The sequence below is a fragment of the Aeromonas sp. WP2-W18-CRE-05 genome (genome assembly GCF_014168615.1).
In the GTDB taxonomy this organism is placed as follows: domain Bacteria; phylum Pseudomonadota; class Gammaproteobacteria; order Enterobacterales; family Aeromonadaceae; genus Aeromonas; species Aeromonas caviae.
In genome coordinates this window covers 3,852,159-3,869,296 of sequence record NZ_AP021917.1, presented here as the reverse complement: position 1 = coordinate 3,869,296, position 17,138 = coordinate 3,852,159, and the positions used below count along the sequence as shown (strand labels likewise).

Annotated in this window: 15 protein-coding genes; 13 read left to right on the top strand and 2 right to left on the bottom strand. The window is 65.4% G+C overall.

Annotated elements, in window-relative coordinates; translation table 11 throughout:
* Positions 1-198: 198 nt before the first annotated feature.
* The 10 genes from H7R73_RS17990 (at position 199) to H7R73_RS17945 (ending at position 12,950) form a co-directional block, all read left to right on the top strand.
* Positions 199-2,823, top strand: coding sequence for a nitrate reductase (locus tag H7R73_RS17990; RefSeq protein WP_182951346.1), 2,625 nt, complete (start codon positions 199-201; stop codon positions 2,821-2,823).
* 28 nt (positions 2,824-2,851) lie between these two features.
* On the top strand, positions 2,852-3,610 hold the full coding sequence (cobA, locus tag H7R73_RS17985) for a uroporphyrinogen-III C-methyltransferase (RefSeq protein ID WP_103259641.1): 759 nt from the start codon (positions 2,852-2,854) through the stop codon (positions 3,608-3,610).
* 125 nt (positions 3,611-3,735) lie between these two features.
* On the top strand, positions 3,736-4,320 hold the full coding sequence (locus H7R73_RS17980; protein WP_010675452.1) for an ANTAR domain-containing response regulator: 585 nt from the start codon (positions 3,736-3,738) through the stop codon (positions 4,318-4,320).
* A 344-nt stretch (positions 4,321-4,664) separates the two neighbouring features.
* Positions 4,665-6,020, top strand: coding sequence for a CmpA/NrtA family ABC transporter substrate-binding protein (locus H7R73_RS17975; RefSeq protein WP_182951345.1), 1,356 nt, complete (start codon positions 4,665-4,667; stop codon positions 6,018-6,020).
* A gap of 14 nt (positions 6,021-6,034) precedes the next feature.
* A complete protein-coding gene (locus H7R73_RS17970) occupies positions 6,035-6,994 on the top strand; it encodes an ABC transporter permease (RefSeq protein ID WP_052815472.1) in 960 nt (319 codons plus the stop codon).
* Between the two features lie 31 nt (positions 6,995-7,025).
* A complete protein-coding gene (locus tag H7R73_RS17965) occupies positions 7,026-7,847 on the top strand; it encodes an ABC transporter ATP-binding protein (RefSeq protein ID WP_010675449.1) in 822 nt (273 codons plus the stop codon).
* A 26-nt stretch (positions 7,848-7,873) separates the two neighbouring features.
* Positions 7,874-10,456, top strand: a complete 2,583-nt coding sequence (gene nirB / locus H7R73_RS17960; protein WP_103259642.1) for a nitrite reductase large subunit NirB — start codon at positions 7,874-7,876, stop codon at positions 10,454-10,456.
* Positions 10,453-10,812, top strand: a complete 360-nt coding sequence (gene nirD, locus H7R73_RS17955; RefSeq protein ID WP_103259643.1) for a nitrite reductase small subunit NirD — start codon at positions 10,453-10,455, stop codon at positions 10,810-10,812. Before nirB ends, nirD begins: the two co-directional genes overlap by 4 nt.
* 144 nt (positions 10,813-10,956) lie before the next feature.
* Complete coding sequence (locus H7R73_RS17950; RefSeq protein WP_010675446.1) at positions 10,957-12,048, top strand: PfkB family carbohydrate kinase; 1,092 nt, start codon at positions 10,957-10,959, stop codon at positions 12,046-12,048.
* Positions 12,042-12,950, top strand: coding sequence for a pseudouridine-5'-phosphate glycosidase (locus H7R73_RS17945; RefSeq protein ID WP_010675445.1), 909 nt, complete (start codon positions 12,042-12,044; stop codon positions 12,948-12,950). Before H7R73_RS17950 ends, H7R73_RS17945 begins: the two co-directional genes overlap by 7 nt.
* A gap of 73 nt (positions 12,951-13,023) precedes the next feature.
* Here H7R73_RS17945 and H7R73_RS17940 read toward each other — a convergent pair whose 3' ends face one another.
* Positions 13,024-13,749 (bottom strand): carbonic anhydrase, encoded by a 726-nt coding sequence (locus tag H7R73_RS17940; RefSeq protein WP_103259644.1) that lies wholly within the window; start codon positions 13,747-13,749, stop codon positions 13,024-13,026.
* A gap of 645 nt (positions 13,750-14,394) precedes the next feature.
* On the opposite strand from H7R73_RS17940, the gene H7R73_RS17935 reads away from it, so the two are divergent.
* Positions 14,395-15,150, top strand: a complete 756-nt coding sequence (locus tag H7R73_RS17935) for a DNA/RNA non-specific endonuclease (protein WP_010675443.1) — start codon at positions 14,395-14,397, stop codon at positions 15,148-15,150.
* Positions 15,151-15,358: 208 nt separating this feature from the next.
* Entirely contained in the window at positions 15,359-15,706 is a 348-nt protein-coding gene (locus tag H7R73_RS17930) for a DUF2541 family protein (protein ID WP_103261091.1), read from the top strand.
* A gap of 31 nt (positions 15,707-15,737) precedes the next feature.
* Here the strand turns inward: H7R73_RS17930 and mog are convergent, their stop codons facing one another.
* Positions 15,738-16,268, bottom strand: coding sequence for a molybdopterin adenylyltransferase (mog, locus tag H7R73_RS17925; protein WP_010675441.1), 531 nt, complete (start codon positions 16,266-16,268; stop codon positions 15,738-15,740).
* 407 nt (positions 16,269-16,675) lie between these two features.
* On the opposite strand from mog, the gene H7R73_RS17920 reads away from it, so the two are divergent.
* A complete protein-coding gene (locus tag H7R73_RS17920; RefSeq protein ID WP_103259646.1) occupies positions 16,676-17,014 on the top strand; it encodes a DUF3135 domain-containing protein in 339 nt (112 codons plus the stop codon).
* The last annotated feature ends 124 nt before the right edge of the window (positions 17,015-17,138 follow it).

Genomic DNA, 17,138 nt, shown 5'->3' with positions numbered 1-17,138 from the left:
AAGGGGGCGGCTGCACCGTGGCGGCGCAGCCCGACCCCCTGATGCGCAATGGCGGCGTCCCTTGCATCCTGGCGCGGGGTTTGCAGTCATTTCCCCATACAAGACGATGAGGCATCCGGACAAAGGCGTCCGTCCCCGCAGGGGGGCGGACGCTTTTTTTATGGGCCCTTCGTCAGACACATGACAAGGAGCAAGGGAATGAAGACCACCTGTGCCTATTGCGGAGTGGGGTGCGGCATCCGGCTGAGCCGGGAGGGTGACAACTGGCAGTTGCAGGGGGATGAGCAGCATCCGGCCAACGGTGGCGCCCTGTGCGTCAAGGGGGCCAGCCTGCTGGAGAGCCTGGCCTTTCCCGATCGCCTGCTCTATCCGCGCTGGATGGGGCAGCGCATCGGCTGGGAGGAGGCCCTGGACACTCTGGCGGAGCGTTTTGCCGCCATCCTGGCCGAGTCCGGGCCGGATGCCATCGGCATCTATCTGTCGGGCCAGCTCACCACCGAGGATTACTACGTCGCCAACAAGCTGATGAAGGGGTATCTGGGCAGTGCCAACGTGGACACCAACTCCCGGCTCTGCATGTCGTCGGCGGTGGTGGCCCACCAGCGCGCCTTCGGGGAGGATCTGGTGCCCGCCTGTTACGAGGATCTCGAGCTCGCCGATCTGGTGGTGCTCACCGGTGCCAACACCGCCTGGACCCATCCCGTGCTGTTTCGCCGCCTGCAGCAGGCCAGGGCGCGGCGCCCCGAGCTCAAGCTGGTGGTGCTGGATCCCCGCCGCACCATGACGGCGGAGCAGGGGGATCTGCATCTGGCACTCAAACCCGGCAGCGACGTGACGCTCTGGAACGGCCTGTGCCGCTACCTGCTCGATGTCGATGGCTGGGACAAGGCCTATGTGGCGCAGCACGTGAGCGGTTTCGAGGAACTTGCGGGCGCGCTGGACAACCCCGCCTGGCAGTTGGACGAGGTGGCCCGCAGCTGCGGCCTCTCCCGCAGCGATCTGATCGGTTTCTACCAGCTCTTTGCCCGCACCCCCAAGACCGTCACCCTGTTCTGCCAGGGGATCAACCAGTCCAACCAGGGGGTGGACAAGGCCAACGCCATCATCAACGCCCACCTGATGTGCGGTCGCATCGGCAAGCCGGGGGCGGCTCCCTTCTCCATGACGGGGCAACCCAACGCCATGGGAGGGCGTGAGGTGGGAGGGCTCGCGACCCAGCTCGCCGCCCACATGGGCTTTGGCGAGGCCGAGTGCGATCGGGTACAGCGCTTCTGGGGAAGCCCGACCATGGTGCGCGGGCCGGGGCACAAGGCCGTCGAGCTGTTCGAGGCGGTGCACCGGGGGGAGATCCGCGCGCTCTGGGTGCTCGGCACCAACCCGGCCGTCTCCCTGCCGGACGGCAACCGGGTGCGCGAGGCCCTGAGCCGCTGCGAGCTGCTGGTGATCTCCGAGGTGACGGCCAACACCGACACGGCGCGCCTCGCCCACCTGCTGTTGCCTGCCGCCGCCTGGGGGGAGAAGAGCGGCACCGTCACCAACTCCGAGCGCACCATCAGCCGCCAGCGCGCCTTCCTGCCTCTGCCGGGGGAGGCCAGGCCCGACTGGTGGGCCCTGACCCGGCTCGCCCGCCGGCTCGGCTTTGGCGAGGGGTTCGCCTATGAGCACGAGCACGAGATCTTCTGCGAGCATGCCGCCCTCTCCGGGTTTGAGAACGACGGATCCCGCCAGTTCGACATCTCCGGGCTGGCGGGTCTCACCCGCGCCGAATTCGAGGCGTTGGAACCCTTGAGCTGGCCCGTCAACGTCGACTGGCCCCAGGGGAGGGCCCGCCTGTTCGAGGATGGGCGCTTTGCCACCCCGGATGGCCGGGCCCGCCTGCTGCCCCTGGCCCAGCGCTTCCCCGAGCAGCCAGCAACGCCCCCGCTTGCAGGGGCTGTCTCCCTGCTCCTCAACAGTGGCCGCCTGCGGGATCAGTGGCACACCATGACCCGCACCGGCCATGTGCCCCGGTTGCAGGAGGCCGAGCCCTGGCCCAGGGTGCGAATGGGGGCCGCCAGCCTGCTGGCGCTTGGCGTGAAGGAGGGGGATCTGGTGCGCCTTTGCAACGGGCTCGGGGAGGCGCTGCTGCTGGTGGGGCTGGATGAGGGGCTCAGGGAGGGGGAGGCCTTCCTGCCCATGCACTGGACCGACAGCCAGTGCAGCCAGGGGGCGGTCAACCGCCTCATCGCCCCCGTGGTGGATCCCCTTTCCGGCCAGCCCATGTTCAAACAGGGGCGGGTGCAGGCCAGGGCGCAGCCCACCCGCTGGCAAGGGCTCTGGTGTGGCCGGGGTGAGTGGCGCGAGCCGGTGGACTGGTGGGCCAGGCGTCCCCTGCCCGAGGGGAACTGCACCCTGCTGGCCTCCTGGTCAGAGAGCACAGAGAGCCTGTGGCAACGGTTGGGGGCCGAGGGGCACTGGCTCAGGCTGCCCATGAAGGAGGGGTGGCTGGCCGTGGCCCTGGCCGGAGATCGTATCGAGGGGATCCTGCTGGTGGGGGTGCGGCGCCCGGACATCAAGGTCGACCTGCTGGCCAGTCTGCTCGGCACGCCGCTCCAGGCGGGGGCCCTGAGCCAGACCCTGAGCCAGGCCCTGGCCGGGGAGAGCCGGCTGGTCTGCTCCTGCCTGCGGGTCTCGGAGCAGCGCATCGTCGATGCCATCACCCGGCAGGGGGTGAGCGAGTTGGCGGGGCTGCAGGCCCTGCTCGGCTGTGGCAGCAACTGCGGCACCTGTCTGCCCGAAATCGACAAGCTGTTGATCAAACATGTTTTCCTGGCATCCGCTTAGTGCGGTGCCAGGACACAAGGAGCCTGAGATGAGCCAAATCAGTCTGGTGGGAGCGGGCCCCGGGCCCCTCGAATTGTTGACCCTGCGCGCCCTGCTCCGTCTGGAGGCGGCAGAGGTCGTGGTCTATGACCGCCTGGTGGGGAGCGAGATCCTGGCCCGCATTCCCCACGGGGCGGCCCGCTTCGACGTGGGCAAGCGCTGTGGTGAACCGAGCCCGACCCAGGAGGAGATCAACGCCCTGCTGCTGGCCCTGGCCCGCACGGGCAAGCGGGTGGTGCGCCTCAAGGGAGGGGATCCCCTGGTGTTCGGGCGCGGTGGCGAGGAGGCGCTGCACCTGGCCCGGCACGGCATCGAGGCCGAGCTGGTGCCGGGGATCACGGCGGCCCTGGGATGCGCCGCCAGCAGCTTCATTCCCCTGACCCACAGGGGGCTGGCCCGCTCCCTGACCCTGGTGACGGGGCACCTGATGGACGAGCGCGACTATCAGGGCTGGCAGGGGTTGACCCGGGCGGGCCACACCCTGGTGTTCTACATGGGGCTGGAGCGGGCGGCCCGCATTCGGGAAGGGATGTTGAGGGCGGGGGCTCCGGGCGCGCTGCCGGTGGCCCTGGTGGTGGCTGGCTGCAGCCCCCGCCAGCAGGTGCACGAGGCCACGCTCGATGGCCTGGAGCAGGCCGCCCGTGCCCTGCTGGGCCAGAGCCCGGTGCTGATCATCATGGGGGAGGTGGTGCGGCTACGCGCCGAGCTGCAGGGACTGCTGACGGAGGCCCTGGAACGGGTCGCCTGAGGGGCGATTCTCCCTCTACCCCCACTACCTCCTGATAGATAAAAAGGAGGTAGATTCAAAGAGTTGGCCTTCATGTTGCGGCATTTTCGCCAGACAGAACGCGATCGTCGCCGGCAAGGAGCGCCATGACCACTTTTTCCACTCGGGGCCAGGACGGCCCCGCTTCCCGGCTGTTGATCCACGCCGATGACCCGGGCCAGGCGAACCGCCTGGCCCTGCTGGTCAGTCACTACGGCCATCAGCCCGGGATCCTCGATACCCGCCAGTTGCTGACTCCGACGCAGAGGGGGGATGCCCTGCTCGTCAGTTGCCGCCAGTTCAGCGCCGAGGTACGCCTTGGCCTCTCCCTTTGGCCCGACATGCCGCGCCTCTTGTTCTGCGAGCGGCTGGGGGGTGATACCCAGCTCGCCCTGTTGCAGCAGGGGGTGTTGCTGGTGCCCCACCCTTGCGGCGAGCGTGAGCCGGTGGAGCAGTGGCTGCGCCTGGCCCGCAGTCAGCTCGCCATGGTGCAGGCCCTGATGCAGACCGAGAGCGAGCTGCGCCAGAAGCTGGAGGATAGGCGGCTCATCGAGCAGGCCAAGGGACGCCTGATGCGCCATCAGGGGCTGGACGAGGACGAGGCCTATCGCCTGATGCGCAGCACCGCCATGAGCCGTCACCTGAGCCTGGGGGAGCTGGCGCGGCAACTGCTGCAGGCTTTGCCCGCCTGAGCGCTCCCGTGGCCAACCGTTTTGGTGCAACTGCGCCTAATTGAGGCAAATTTGAGGGAGGATCAGGGCACCACAGGCCGCAAAGGGCCGCCTGATGCACCCTGGACGAGCTGGCACGGAAAGTGAATAACAAAAACACGATAGCAATGAAGTAACGATGCGCAGTGAGGGGCCGGTCAGGTCACTCACCCGCAACAGGGCAAAGAAGCCCCGCCGATCCCGGATCGGCGGGGCTTTTTTTTGGTCGCGACGCACCTTGGGTCGCAGCGCTGCAACGAGGTGGCACTGCGATTCCAGGCAGCCTGGCGCCATGGCCCTGACCCGGAACCGAGGGAGGAGATGCAATGAACGGACGACAAGGATGTGCGGGACTGCTGCTGGCGGCGTTGTCGCTGCCGGTGCTGGCACTGGGAGCCCCGGAGCAGGAGGAGCTCAGGCTCGGCTTCATCAAGCTGACCGACATGGCGCCGCTGGCGGTGGCCTACGAGCGTGGCTATTTCGAGGATGAGGGACTCTACGTCACCCTCGAAGCCCAGGCGAACTGGAAGATCCTGCTGGATCGGGTGATAGACGGCGAGCTGGACGGTGCCCAGATGCTGGCGGGCCAGCCCCTGGCGGCCCACATCGGCATCGGCACCCAGGCCGAGCTGGTGACGGCGTTTGCCATGGATCTCAACGGCAACGCCATCACGGTGGCCAACAGCGTCTGGGCTGCCATGGCGCCCCAGTTGCCCAGGCCGCAGGCGGGCCAGGTGCCGCCCCCGGTGAGCGCCGCCGCCCTCAAGCCCGTGGTGGCGGAGTATCGCCAGGGGGGCAAGCCCTTCAACATGGGGATGGTCTTCCCCGTCTCCCCCCACAACTACGAGCTGAGGTACTGGCTGGCGGCAGGCGGCCTGCACCCCGGTTTCTATGCGCCCAAGCTTGGGGACAACTCGGGCCAGCGCCAGGCGGACGTGCTGCTGTCGGTGACGCCGCCCCCCCAGATGCCCGCCACCCTGGAGGCGGGGACCATAGCTGGCTACAGCGTGGGGGAACCCTGGAACCAGCAGGCGGTCGTCAGGGGCATAGGGGTGCCCGTCATCACGGATCACGAGATCTGGCGCAACAACCCGGAGAAGGTGTTCGGCGTCACCCGGCAGTGGGCCGAACGTCACCCCAACACCCATGTGCGGCTGGTGAAGGCGCTGCTGCGGGCGGCCTGGTGGCTGGATGCAGACGACAACGGCAACCGGCGCGCGGCGGCCAAGCTGCTGGCCAAACCCGAGTACGTGGGGGCGGACGAGCAGGTGATCGCCAGCTCCATGACGGGCACCTTCGAGTACGCCAGGGGGGACAAGCGCCAGGTGCCGGATTTCAACGTCTTCTTCCGCCATCACGCCACCTATCCCTACTACTCCGACGCCATCTGGTATCTGACCCAGATGCGGCGCTGGGGCCAGATCCCCGAAGCCAGACCGGACGCCTGGTTCGAGCAGGTGGCCAAGGCCGTCTATCAACCGGATGTCTATCGCCAGGCCGCCGAGGCCCTCATCGCCGAGGGCAAGCTCAAGGCCACCGACTTCCCCGACTTTGCCAGCGAGCAGGGCTATCGCGGCCCCCAGGATGGCTTCATCGACGGCCTCATCTACGACGGCCGCCACCCCAACGCCTACCTGCAACAGTTCGCCATCGGCCTCAAGGGCGATGAGCGGGTGCAATGAGCAAGGAGATCCCGATGAAACGACACACATGGCCCCTCATCCATTTAAAAGCCATCAACTGGAAAATCATGGTGCAGCCCCTGCTCGGCGTGCTGCTCTTCCTCGGCCTCTGGCAGTGGGGGGCGAGCCAGGTGCAGACCAGTCTGGGCACCCTGCCGGGGCCGCTCGCCACCGCCAGCCAGCTCTGGTCCCTCGGGCAGGAGCATCTGCAGGAGCGGGAGAAGGCGGCGGCCTTCCTCGAACGCCAGCAGGTGCGCAATGCGGCAAGGCTGGCGGCGGATCCGGCGGCCGAGGTGAAGCTGCGTCCCTACACAGGGCGCCCCACCTTCTTCGATCAGATAGCCACCAGCCTGCTCACCGTGCTGTGCGGCTTCGCGCTGGCGACCCTGATCGCCATCCCGTGCGGGGTGCTGCTCGGCATGAACCAGGGGCTCTATCGCGCCGCCAACCCGGTGATCCAGCTGCTCAAGCCGGTGTCGCCGCTGGCCTGGCTGCCCCTCATCACGCTAGTGGTGAGCGCTCTGTATGCAAATCCCGCCCCCTGGCTTGCCAAGTCCTTCCTCACCTCGGCCCTGACGGTGACCCTCTGCTCCCTCTGGCCGACCCTGATCAACACGGCGGTGGGGGTGGCGGGGCTGGATGGGGATCTGCACAACGTCAGCCGGGTACTGCGCCTCTCCTTTGTGACCCATGTGCGGCGCATCGTGCTGCCCGGGGCCCTGCCCATGATCTTCACCGGGCTGCGGCTCTCCCTGGGGGTGGCCTGGATGGTGCTGATCGCGGCGGAGATGCTGGCCCAGAACCCGGGGCTCGGCAAGTTCGTGTGGGACGAGTTCCAGAGCGGCGGCTCTGCGTCTCTGGCCCGCATCATGGTGGCGGTGATCACCATAGGCCTCATCGGCTGCGCCCTGGACAGGGGCATGCTGGCCCTGCAGCAGTGGTTGTCCTGGGACAAGCGCCAGGTGCTGCGTTAATCACATTTCTATTCAGGCAGGAGAAGAGCCAATGAAGAGTTATCTGGAGATAAGCGACGTCGGCATCTCGTTCGAGACGGAGCAGGGCAGCTTCGAGGCCTTGAGCCGGGTCAACCTGCGCATCGAGAAGGGGGAGTTCGTCTCCCTCATCGGTCACTCGGGCTGCGGCAAGAGCACTGTGCTCAACCTGGTGGCCGGGCTGCTGGAGCCGACCCTGGGGGGCATCATTCTCGATGGTCGCGAGGTGGCGGGCCCGGGGCCCGAGCGGGCCATGGTGTTCCAGAACCACGCCCTGCTGCCCTGGCTCAGCGTCCAGCAGAACGTGGCGCTGGCGGTGGCCCAGGTGGAGTCTGACAAGCGGGCGGTGGCGGAGCGGGTGGACTACTACCTTTCCCTGGTGCAGATGGATCACGCCAGCCAGAAGATGCCCCACGAGCTGTCGGGGGGGATGAAGCAGCGGGTCGGCATCGCCCGCGCCCTCTCGCTCTCCCCCAAGGTGCTGCTGATGGACGAACCGTTCGGCGCCCTCGATGCCCTGACCCGGGCCCATCTGCAGGACGCGCTGATGGCGATCCAGGCGGAGCTTGGCAACACCGTCATCATGATCACCCACGACGTGGACGAGGCGGTGCTGCTCTCCGATCGCATCGTCATGATGACCAATGGCCCCAGCGCCACGGTCGGAGAGATCCTGACCGTCGACCTGCCAAGGCCCAGAGACAGGGTCGCCCTGGCGGACGATCCCCACTACCACAAGCTGCGCCAGCAGGTGCTGCGCTTCCTCTACGAGAAGCAACGCAAGGTGACCCCCCTCAAGGCAGCCGGGCAGGTGCGCAGCAAGCTGCGCGCCTGAGCCCGCCGGATTCAAGGAAGAGAGACATGACTGACAAAGAGCAACAGTGGGTGACAGAGGACGGCATGGGCCTGCTCGGTCGCCAGAACAGTGGTTCCGCCGAACAGACCGCAAAGCAACGGCTGCTGGTGGTGGGCAACGGCATGGTGGGTCACCACTTCGTCGAACAGCTGGTGGCGGCGGGCGGCCTCGAGCGGTTCGACGTGACGGTGTTTGGCGCCGAGCCTGACGCCGCCTACGACAGGGTACACCTCTCCGAGGTATTCGGCGGCAAGGCGCCCCAGGCCCTGCGCATGGCGGATCCCGCCTGGTATGAAGAGCACGGCATAACGCTGCGACTGGGGGCCGAGGTGGAGGTGCTCGACGGGGCGGCCCGCACCCTGACGCTGGCCAACGGCGAGCAGTTCCCTTACGACCGTCTGGTGCTGGCGACCGGCTCTGTCCCCTTCGTGCCCCCCATCCCCGGTCATCAGCGGGAGGGCTGCTTCGTCTATCGCACCCTGGGAGATCTCGCCGCCATCCGCGATGCCTGCGCCCAGGCCCGCAGCGGCGTGGTCATCGGTGGCGGCCTGCTGGGGCTGGAGGCGGCCAACGCCCTGCGCCTGCTCGGCCTCAAGACCCAGGTGGTGGAGTTCGCCCCCAGGCTGATGCCAGTGCAGCTCGACGAGAGCGGCGGCGCCGTGCTGCGGGACAAGATCCAGGCCCTCGGGGTCGAGGTGCTGGTGGAGAAAGCCACCGAGTGCATCGAGCAGGGGGAGCAGGCCCGTCATCGCCTGCGCTTCAAGGACGGCACTCACATTGAGACCGACGTGCTGCTGTTCTCCGCCGGCATCCGCCCCGCCGACGCCCTGGCCCGGCAATCCGGGCTGGAGGTCGGGGAGCGCGGCGGCATCTGCATCGACGACGGCTGCCACAGTTCGGATCCCGCCATCCTCGCCATCGGCGAGTGCGCGCTCTGGCAGGGGCGCATCTTCGGCCTGGTGGCCCCCGGCTACCAGATGGCCCGGGCCGCCGTGGCCAGTCTATGCGGCGGCGAGACCCGCTTTATCGGGGCCGACATGTCCACCAAGCTCAAGCTGATGGGGGTGGACGTGGGCTCCATCGGCGATGCCCACGCCAGCACCGCCGGCGCCCAGGAGTTGCTGCTGCTGGACAGGGTCAACGGCATCTACAAGAAGCTGGTGACCGACGGCGAGGGCAATCGCCTGCTCGGCGCCATCCTGGTGGGGGACGGGGCCGATTACGAGCGGCTGCTGCAGTACTACCAGAACGGGGTGGCGCTGCCCCAGCCGCCGCTCTCCCTGCTGGTGGGGGAGGTCGGGGCCGCTCCCGCGCCCCTGGTGCTGCCGGACAGCGCCATCCTCTGCTCCTGCCACAACGTCAGCAAGGGGGACGTGGTGGCCGCCGTTCGGGCGGGCAATCACGAGCTGTCGGCGGTGAAGAGCTGTACCAAGGCCGGCACGGGTTGCGGCGGTTGCAGCAACCTGCTCAAGCAGGTGGTGGATCAGACCCTGGCGGACCTTGGCGTCGAGGCGGACAAGGGGTTGTGCGAGCACTTCGCCTACGGCCGTCAGGAGCTCTATCACCTGGCCCGGGTGGGTGAGCTGAAGAGCTTCGAGGCGCTGCGGGACAAGCACGGCCAGGGGCTGGGGTGCGACATCTGCAAGCCGACGGTGGCCTCCATCCTGGCGTCCCTCTGGAACGAGCACGTGCTGGAGAAGCCCCACCGCGCGTTGCAGGACACCAACGACGCCTTCCTTGCGAACCTGCAAAAGGACGGCACCTATTCGGTGGTGCCGCGCATCCCGGGGGGGGAGATCACCCCGGAGGGGCTCATCACCATCGGCGAAGTGGCGCGCAAGTACGGCCTCTACACCAAGATCACCGGCGGCCAGCGCATCGATCTCTTCGGCGCCCGGGTCGACCAGCTGCCCGCCATCTGGGGCGAGCTGGTGGCGGCGGGCTTCGAGACCGGTCAGGCCTACGGCAAGTCGGTGCGCACCGTGAAGTCCTGCGTGGGCTCCACCTGGTGTCGTTACGGGGTACAGGACTCCATGACCCTGACCCAGACCCTGGAGCACCGCTACAAGGGGCTGCGGGCGCCACACAAGCTGAAGTTTGCGGTCTCAGGCTGCACCCGGGAGTGCGCCGAGGCCCAGAGCAAGGACATCGGCGTCATCGCCACCGAGCGGGGCTGGAACCTCTATGTGTGCGGCAACGGCGGGATGCGGCCGCGCCACGCCGACCTCTTTGCCACGGATCTCGACGAGCAGACCCTGATCCGCTACATCGACCGGCTGCTGATGTTCTACGTGCGCACCGGGGACAGACTGCAACGTACCTCGGTCTGGATGGAGAACATGGAAGGGGGGCTCGACTACCTAAAGTCGGTGATCATCGAGGACAGGCTCGGCATCGGTGCCGAGCTGGAGGCCATGATGGAGGGGATAGTCGGCACCTGGCAGTGCGAATGGAAGAGCACATTGGCGGATCCGGACAAGCTCAAGCTGTTCGAGGCCTTCGTCAACCGGCCCGAGGACGAGACGCCGCCGCGCCGTGAGGAGCGGGGGCAATGGGTGCCGGATATCGCTATCAAGGAGGTGGTATGAGCGACATAAAAGAAGAGACCTTACAGTCAGAACCTGGAGCCTGGCATAGGGTATGCGAGCTGGCGGCGCTGCCGGAGCAGGCCGGGCGCAGCGCCTGGCTGGAGGGGCGGGTGCTGGCGCTGTTTCGCCTCGGGGAGCATGTCTATGCCCTGGACGGGGTGGATCCCCTGGCCGGCGTGGCGGTGCTGGGGCGTGGTCTGGTGGGGGATGCCGGTGGGGAGCCCGTGGTCGCCTCGCCCCTTTACAAGCAGCGCTACGCCCTGATGGACGGTCGCTGTCTGGACGATCCTGCCCTGAGCGTCGCCTGCTGGCCGGTGCGGTTGGAGGGAAACGAGGTCTGGGTACAGCTGGGGTGAGTGGCCCATCTGAAAACCATGTTGTGATCGCCGGGCACTGCCCGGTGATTTTTTGTGCGCGACCCGACATTTCTTGTACGAGAGGATGGCGGGGAAACGTTTTTCGGAAATAATGGACAAACGTTTGCAACTGGATGTTTGTCTATGACGGAACGTGAGCAAGAGATCCTCGCCCTGCTGCGCCAGGATCCCATGATTGCCCAGCAGGAGCTGGCGGACAGGCTCGGCATCAGCCGCTCCGCGCTGGCGAGCCACATCTCCAGCCTGATGCGCCAGGGCTATGTGCAGGGGCGCGGCTATGTGCTGCGCGAAGGCCCCTACGCCGTAGTGATCGGCGGCGCCAACATGGATATCTGTGGCTGCAGCCACGACAACCTGCGCATCGGGGATTCCAACCCGGGCCGGGTACGCACCTCCGCCGGTGGGGTAGGGCGCAACATCGCCGAGAACCTGGCGCGCCTTGGTACCGACACCCGGCTGTTGACTGCGGTGGGCAACGATCAATACGGCCACCACCTGCTGGAGGTGAGCCAGCGCGCCGGGGTCGACGTGCGTCAGGTGCTGGTACTGGAGGGTCAATCGACCTCCTGCTACCTCAGCCTGCACGATGGCAGCGGCGAGATGAGCTGCGCCGTCAACGACATGGGGATCATCGAGCAGCTCACCCCGGCCCGGCTCACCCCCCTGAGCGGTTTTCTCGGTGCGGCCCGGCTCTGGGTGCTCGACACCAACCTCGCCACCCACACCCTGGACTGGCTGTTCGAGCGCCAGGGGGAGCACATCATCTTCGTGGACACCGTGTCGGTGGCCAAGGTGGAGAAGATCCGCCCCTGGCTGCACCGCATCCACACCCTCAAACCCAATCGCACCGAGGCGGAGCAGCTGTGCGGCTTCACCATCGGCGGGCCCGACACCTGGCCCATGGCGGCGGCCTGGTTCCACCGCGCCGGGGTGCAGCGGCTCTTCCTGAGCCTCGGCGATCAGGGGATCTTCTATAGCGACGGGGCCTGCCAGGGCCATCTGCCCGTGCTCGGCAGCCCGGTCGTCAACGTGACCGGCGGCGGCGATGCCTTCATGGCAGGGCTGGCCCACGCCTGGTTGCAGGATCAGGGCATCATGGAGACAACCCGGTTCGCCCTCGGTTGCGCCGCCCTCACCGTCAATTGTTCCGATACCGTCTTTTCCGGCCTATCCAAGGCCGCCGTTGAACGCATGCTGGAGGAGTACCCATGTTGAACGCTTACCTCGATATCCAACCTGAAGTTGCCGCCGCGCTGGCTGCCGGCAAGCCGGTGGTGGCCCTGGAGTCCACCATCATCTCCCACGGCATGCCCTATCCCCAGAACGTGGAGACGGCGCGCCAGGTGGAGCAGGTGGTGCGGGACAACGGCGCCGTGCCGGCCACCATCGCCATCATCGATGGCCGCCTCAAGGTGGGTCTGGATGCGGGGGCCCTGGAGGCGCTGGGCCGGGCCGGCCACGCCGCCACCAAGTGCAGCCGCCGGGACATCCCCTTCGTGCTGGCCAACAAGGGGTTGGGGGCGACCACTGTGGCCTCCACCATGATCATTGCCGCCATGGCCGGGATCCGGGTGTTCGCCACCGGCGGCATCGGCGGCGTGCATCGCGGCGCCCAGGAGACCTTTGACATCTCGGCTGACCTGCAGGAATTTGCCCAGACCCCGGTGGCCGTGGTCTGCGCCGGCGCCAAGTCGATCCTCGACATCGGTCTGACCCTGGAGTACCTGGAGACCCAGGGGGTGCCGGTGATCGGCTACCAGACCGAGGAGCTGCCCGCCTTCTACACCCGGGAGAGCGGCTTCAAGGTGGATTACCGCCTGGAGAGCCCGGCGGCCATCGCCGAGGCGCTGCGTCTGAAGTGGGAGCTGGGGCTGGCGGGGGGCGCCGTGGTGGCCAACCCGATCCCGACCCAGTTTGCCATGCCCAAGGCCGACATCGACGCCGCCATTGCCCAGGCACTGCGTGAGGCGGACGAGCAGGGGGTCAAGGGCAAGGCGTCCACCCCCTTCCTGCTGGCCCGGGTGTGCGAGCTGACCGGTGGCAACTCCCTGGCGGCCAACATTCAACTGGTGCTGAACAACGCCGCCCTGGGGGCGCGCATCGCTGCCAGCCTGTAAACACCTTTGCGAAAGATGCAAAAGAGGGCCAATAGGCCCTCTTTTTATTGCGTGAATCGGTGAGATAACCCCCTTATTCCAGCACCAGTCGCCCGTTGAGAGGCTGGACGGGGCGGTTGTTGGGGTGGTGCATCACCGCCTTGAAGGCATCGATCTGGGCCTGGCTGGCCTGGACCGGCTCCTTCATCACCAGCCAGCGCACTCCTTCCGAGCAGGGTGGGGTGGTCAGGGACCCGCTGAAGCGGTAGTAGTCGTGCTGGGCGGGCAGCAGTTGCTCTGCCGAGATGGGTTCCTTGAAGGCATGGATCTCCCCCGCCTTGGCTGGCAACACCTGCCAGGCCTGGCTCAGGGCCCCGTTGGCCTGGCCCGGCTCGAACATCACGGCGACCACCGCCAGCTCCCCCTTGTCATTGGCATGGACCAGGTGACCCTCCAGGGGGTAGGACCTGCCTTCGATGAGGTTTTCGCTGGGGGCGTGGAAGTGGAACTGCTTGAGCTCGAAGTGCATGCCGTCGAGCTCAAGGGTGCTGCCGGGGGCATAGTTGACCTGCACCGTGTGGCCGTTGTTGACCAGCGTCTTGCCACCCGCCTGATAGTGGAACTGCAGGGGGGCCAGATCGGCCTTCACCAGACCCGAGAGGTTGACCGGCGACTGGTTGCTGCCGGCACACTGGCCATATTCCGGGGTCAGGCTGGCCCATTTCGCCGGGCCGACCTCGCCGCTGTATTCCCAGTGTGTGGTGGCGGCAAAGGCGGCAGGGCAGAGCAGCAGGGCGCCAGCCAGCAGGGACTTTTTCATCATGCATCCTTATCCTGATTGAAAAGCACGGCCATTCCTGGCCTTCCGGCAGGAAAGCCTCGTCAATGGCATCGTTGGAAACGCAGGGTACGCGGTGCCAGACCGGATTAATTGTTATGAAAGGTCTGTCGTCATCGTTATTTGAAGCGTGGCATGAGGCGGCGTCATGATGTATTCCGGCAACGGGGCACGCTTATTCATGAAGGAGAAATCCTGCGGGCATTTTTGCCATGAACGGCCCCCTTTCATGGCGCCCCAAATAGATGACGGGCTGATTCTAGAGGGCTTTTCATGGCTCCGTTTGATCTCGAGCAAACAAGCGCGGACTAATTATCGGGCTTGAGGATCCCTTATTTCGTTGGGATTTGTTCGATATTCCCTGACCCGGCCAGGGGCGTGCGTGGCGGGAGCCGGGCGCTGCGCTGACAGAGTGCCTCGGTGTTGACCCCTTATCTCTCTGATAGTGCTGGAGAAATTCCCCCCTCAGCACAGTGATGGCGGGATGACAATCCCCCGGTTGGCGGCGCCTTGTTTGCGGTTTTGCCGTCCTCTTCACATTTCCGGATTGCTCGCTATTTGTGCGATTGCCTTACTCATCCGACCTGGTGTCAAATCACTCCGCCTAACACAAGGAGTGGCATAATAATGAATAATATCAATAAATTAGTTCTGGCTATCGGATTCACTCTCACCACTTTCCCGAGCCTGGCGGCGGGATTCCAGTGCGGGGAGCACGTCACCCTGGGGGTACCCGGTCAATCCAGTCAGCTGTTGTGCCGGGAGGGCTATGCCGCCGGGTACAACTACGACACCAAGGTCTCTGACTGGGTCTCTTACCGGATGACGGCCGCCAGCGCCCAGGGCCAGGTGCCGCGCAAGGATGCCTTCGCCGAGGACAAGGAGGTGCCGGTGCAGTTTCGCGCCACCCTGTCGGACTACAAGGGCTCGGGCTATGACCGCGGCCACCAGGCACCGGCGGCGGACATGCGCTCCACCGCCAACACCATGAAGCAGAGCTTCCTGCTCACCAACATGACCCCGCAACTGCCGGCGCTCAACCAGGGGGCCTGGCGCATCCTGGAGGAGAAGACCCGGCAGTGGGCCATCACCTACAAGAGCGTGCAGGTGATCACCGGCCCCATCTTCACCCACTCCGATGGCGCCATCGGCAACGGCGTGACCGTGCCCCACGCCTACTACCGGGTGGTGATGGATCTGGCGGGCAAGCGGGCCATCGCTTTCATCCTGCCGCAAGAGAACGTCTCGGCCAGTCGGCTGGCGGACTATGTGGTGACGGTGGATGAGGTGGAGGAGCAGACCGGGCTCGACTTCTTCACCGAGCTGCCGGATGAGCAGGAAGAGGCCATGGAGTCGCGGCTGTCGGCCATGTGGGGCGGTTAGCGCGTCCGGCAGGGGTAACGGGGGCCCAGGCCCCCGTTACCCACACGGGCTTCCGGCCATTGTCATGGCCCCTGGTACAGGGCCAGTACAGCTTGGGTCTGGCATCGGGTCCTTATCATGACTCCTTTTTTCAGGAGGCATCATGTCAGCGCTGTTTTCCCTTCACTCCTCGTCCACTCTTGCCCGCGCGTTGCGCATCTGCGTACCCATGGCGCTGCTGGGGGGGGCTGTTCCCCCGGCCATGGCCGACGAGGATATCCGCTTGGGGCAGACCATTCTGCTCGGGGTCGGCGATCATCCCGCCATCATTCCCATGCTCGCCTGCCGGCCGACCAAATCCATCATGGTCAAGGCAGGGCGGGAGTTGACCCTGGAGCGGGTCAAGGTGTTCTACGGCAACGATCGCAGCAAGACCCTCTATTTCGACAAGGTGTTGAGAGAGGATCAGGAGTCGGGGTGGCAATCCCTCGGCAGCCGACTCTGCATCAAGCGCATCGAGGTGTACGGCAATTCGGAAGGGAGCAGGGCGGGGGTCAAGGTGTATGGGCGCAAATGAGCAAAGGGCGGGGGAAATCCCCGCCCAGTGCTTATTTCTTCGGGCGGAACGGTTTGATGATGGCCTCGTCGCACTCGAGATAGGGCCCTTCCATCAGGTCGATGCAGTAGGGGATGGCGGGGAAGACCGCATCCAGGCACTCGCGGATCGATTTGGGCTTGCCCGGCAGGTTGACGATGAGCGAGCTGCCGCGCAGGCCGGCGGTCTGGCGCGACAGGATGGCGGTCGGCACGAACTTGAGGGACTCGGCCCGCATCAGCTCGCCAAAGCCCGGCATCATGCGATCGCACACCGCCTCGGTGGCCTCCGGGGTCACATCCCGCCTGGCCGGCCCTGTGCCCCCCGTGGTAACGACAAGGCAGCACTGCTCCTCGTCCACCAGCCGAACCAGGGTCGCCTCAATCTGCTCCTGCTCGTCGGGGATCACCTGATAGACGGGCTCCCATTCCGAGGTCAGGTAGGCGTTCAGGGTGTCGATGATGGCCTTGCCGGAGAGATCTTCGTAGATGCCTGCACTGGCGCGATCGCTGACGGTGACGATACCGATTCTTGCCTTGCTCATGGTCTGCCCTTGGTTGCCGCAATAAAGTGGTAAATAAAATAACATAATCAGTGAGATATGTTAAACCGCCGGATGGTACAAGGGGAGGGCATCGAGCCTGGGGGAGAGTCGAATGAAAAACAATTTTGAGAAAAGTCCGTTAATAAGGAATAAGGCCGAGAAAAATGACGCTGAAATTTTATAAAAAAACTGACGCAGGCCGGATTCGGTTAATTTCATGAATCATAAGGAATAAATGATTTTTTCCGCCAACGATGCGCAATTCGTGCCAAAAACCGGACTCCTGTGGCTCGGCGGTGAATGACCCAAAATCGCCACCATCCTATATAACCTTCCCTAGGGACAGTGAAATAGTGATGTGCCCGGCGTCGTTCCATTCCATGGGCGAGGTCCGGCCAGGAGGGTATATGGAGCTGCCTGATTTCGATACCCTGAAGTACTGGGCGCTGGCCGAGCCGGAGCGACTCGACGCGCTACTGCACCAGCAGATAGAAACCTTGATCGCCCAGGTGGGGCCAGAGCGGCAACGTCGGCTGCGAGGTCTGCAATTTCGCATCGACTGCCAGCGCCGCCTGGCCAGAAACAACCTCGACAGCTGCATCCGGATAGCCAACATGATGCATGACTCCGTCTACGCCATGCGCCAGCACATTCTGGATCTGCAGAATGAATCTTGTCAGGAAATGGCAGAGCCCCCGCGGCCGGATAATGTGATAGCGTTTTCCAGTTATCTGAAACGGAAATAATTAAAGGCCCTGTTCAAGATATAAAAAAACAGGGTTTTTATTAATTTGTTTCACCCCTTCTCAAACAAGTTGTTAAGCAAGTTGGGTGAATTGTTTTTTATTTGCTGCAAATATTACCCGGGCG